This is a genomic window from Pseudoxanthomonas sp. LjRoot204_2, assembly GCF_056175765.1.
In genome coordinates this window covers 1-2273 of sequence record NZ_JBGFFG010000490.1, presented here as the reverse complement: position 1 = coordinate 2273, position 2273 = coordinate 1, and the positions used below count along the sequence as shown (strand labels likewise).

At 71.0% G+C, this 2273-nt stretch carries 1 protein-coding gene; it reads left to right on the top strand.

Annotation, left to right across the window (positions count from 1 at the left end):
- Nucleotides 1-2273, top strand: a 2273-nt coding sequence (locus AC04L7_RS16995) for a PAS-domain containing protein (protein WP_475513489.1), incomplete at both ends; no start/stop codon positions are given.

Below are 2273 nucleotides of genomic sequence, written 5' to 3'. Positions count from 1 at the left end.
CGTCTGGTGGGGCCTGCCGGAATTGCCTGACGTGCCACCCGTGCAGGCCCCGCCGTCGACCACCTACGGCTTCCTGCCATTGGTCGCGCTCGGCGTGCTGGCGATGTTCACCCTGCCGCACCAGGTGCACGTGGGCGTGGTCGAATGCCGCGATGAGCGGCATGTGCGCACGGCGCGCTGGCTGTTCCCGCTGTACATGGTGCTAATGGCGGCGCCGCTGTTGCCGCTGGCRCGCGCCGGTGGCGCGATGTTCGGCGATGCCGTGCCTTCCGATCTCTACGTACTGGCGCTGCCGCTGTCGCAGGGGCACCAGGGCCTCGCGCTGCTGGCTTTCCTCGGCGGTCTGAGCGCGGCCACCGGCATGGTGGTGGTCAGCACGCTGACGCTGAGCCTGATGATCGGCAATCACTGGCTGGCGCCGGGCCTGCTGCGCGGTGGCTGGTTGCGCGGCACCGGCGGCGACCTGCGCGGTGCGGTGCTGGCGCAGCGGCGCATCGGCATCGTCGCGGTGATGCTGTTGGCGTGGGCCTACAGTCGGTTGGTCGCCGGCAACGATGCGCTGGCCGACGTGGGCGCGGTGTCGTTCTCCGCGCTGGCCACGCTCGCCCCCGCCCTGGGTTTCGCGATCTGGCGCCCGCAGACGCCACCGCGCGCGGTGATCGCCGGCATCGTGGTCGGTTTCTTGGTCTGGGCCTGGCTGTTGCTGTTGCCGGTGACGATGGATGCGCGCGGACTGTCGCCGGCGTGGTTGCAGGAAGGACCCTTCGGCATCGCGGGGCTGTCGCCCGATGGCTTCTTCGGCCTGACCGGGTGGAGCCGCCTGGGGCGCGCGGTCGGCGTCAGCCTGTTCTGCGGCACGGCGGTGACGTTGCTGGTGATGGGCTGGCGCGGCAACGCGCCGCGCCGCGCCGACAGTCGAGGTTTCGACAGCAAGACCTTGCGCGATGCGGGTCGCCGGTTCCTGCCGCGCGAACGGGTCGAGGAATTGCTGGCCGACGCACCGCGCACCGGCCCCGTGCCCGGCGTGATCGAAGCGCGCCTGGAGCGCGAGTTGTCCGCGGTGCTCGGTTCCGCGTCGGCCCGCCTGCTGCTGGATGCCGCGCGCCGCGAGAGCGGCGACCTCGATACCGTGGCGGCGATCGTCGGCGAGGTCTCGCAGGACCTGCGCTTCAACCAGCAGGTGCTGGAAGCGGCGCTGCAGAACATGAGCCAGGGCATCAGCGTGATCGACCGCGAGCAGCGGCTGGTGGCTTGGAACCGGCGCTACCGGGAGATGTTCGGATTTCCGGCGGAGATGCTGCAGGTCGGCCGACCGATCGCCGAGCTGACGCGCTGGGCGCTGGCGCGCATGCCGCAGCGCGGCCAGGACGAACGCGCGCTGGAGCGCAGGTTGGCCTTCATGCGCGCCGGCACGGCGCACCTCACCGAGCGCGTGTTCCCCGATGGCAGCATCGTCGAGATCCGCGGCAATCCGATGCCGGGCGGCGGATTCGTCGCCACCTACACCGACGTGACCGCGTCGCGCCAGGCCGAACGCCAGCTCAAGCAGGCGAACGAAACGCTGGAGCAGCGCGTCGCCGAACGCACCGCACTGCTCGAGAGCGCCAAGCGCGAGGCCGAGCATGCGAACGATGCGAAGAGCCGCTTCCTGACCGCGATCGGCCACGATCTGTTGCAACCGCTGCACGCGGCGCAGTTGTTCACCGACGCGCTGTCGCAGCAGCTGCCGGAGGCGCGCCAGCGCGACACGGCGCTGCAGGTACGCGGCGCGCTGGATTCCACCACGGACCTGCTGACCGGCCTGCTGGACATGTCGCGCCTCGAAGCGGGCGGCCTGCTGCCGGAGCCGCGCGACTTCCCGCTGATGGAGGTGCTGGAACCGCTGGCGTCCGAGTTCCGCGTGCTGGCGAACGAACGCGGGCTGTCGTTCGACATCGTGCCCACGCGTGCGTGGGTGCACACCGATCCGCAGCTGCTGCGGCGCATCCTGCAGAACTTCCTGGCCAATGCCGTGCGCTACACGGTGCGTGGCGGCGTGCTGCTGGGCGTGCGTCGCCATGGCGACCGGCTGCGCGTCGAAGTATGGGACACCGGCCCCGGCATCGCCGAAGCGGAGCAGCGGCGGATCTTCGAGGAATTCCGTCGCGGCGAGGATGTCCCCGGGCAGGGACTCGGACTGGGTCTGTCGATCGCCGACCGCATCGCCGCGCTGCTGGAGGCGCCGTTGTCGTTGCGGAGCCGGCTGGGGCAGGGTGCCGTGTTCGCGGTGGACC